This is a genomic window from Enterobacter cloacae complex sp. S3 (assembly GCF_014930495.1).
Classification (GTDB): Bacteria; Pseudomonadota; Gammaproteobacteria; order Enterobacterales; family Enterobacteriaceae; genus Enterobacter; species Enterobacter asburiae_B.
The window spans coordinates 1-727 of record NZ_JADBRD010000044.1; the positions used below are offsets into that span (position 1 = coordinate 1).

Genomic DNA, 727 nt, shown 5'->3' on the forward strand with positions numbered 1-727 from the left:
CCCCCCCAGCCACCCCACCCCCCCCCCCCCCCCCCCCCCCACCCCCACCCCCCCCCCCACCCCCCCCCCCCACCCCACCCCCCCCCCCCCCACCCCCACCCCCCCACGATTTACCGCTGGGTTCAGCGTTATGCGCCTGAAATGGAAAAACGGCTGCGCTGGTACTGGCGTAACCCTTCCGATCTTTGCCCGTGGCACATGGATGAAACCTACGTGAAGGTCAATGGCCGCTGGGCGTATCTGTACCGGGCCGTCGACAGCCGGGGCCGCACTGTCGATTTTTATCTCTCCTCCCGTCGTAACAGCAAAGCTGCATACCGGTTTCTGGGTAAAATCCTCAACAACGTGAAGAAGTGGCAGATCCCGCGATTCATCAACACGGATAAAGCGCCCGCCTATGGTCGCGCGCTTGCTCTGCTCAAACGCGAAGGCCGGTGCCCGTCTGACGTTGAACACCGACAGATTAAGTACCGGAACAACGTGATTGAATGCGATCATGGCAAACTGAAACGGATAATCGGCGCCACGCTGGGATTTAAATCCATGAAGACGGCTTACGCCACCATCAAAGGTATTGAGGTGATGCGTGCACTACGCAAAGGCCAGGCCTCAGCATTTTATTATGGTGATCCCCTGGGCGAAATGCGCCTGGTAAGCAGAGTTTTTGAAATGTAAGGCCTTTGAATAAGACAAAAGGCTGCCTCATCGCTAACTTTGCAACAGTGCC

Annotated in this window: 1 pseudogene; it reads left to right on the forward strand. The window is 58.2% G+C overall.

The features are described 5' to 3' along the window. Positions 1-105 precede the first annotated feature (105 nt). Positions 106-675 (forward strand): annotated as a pseudogene (locus tag IM317_RS20815) (IS6-like element IS26 family transposase); the annotation flags it as partial. Between the last annotated feature and the right edge of the window lie 52 nt (positions 676-727).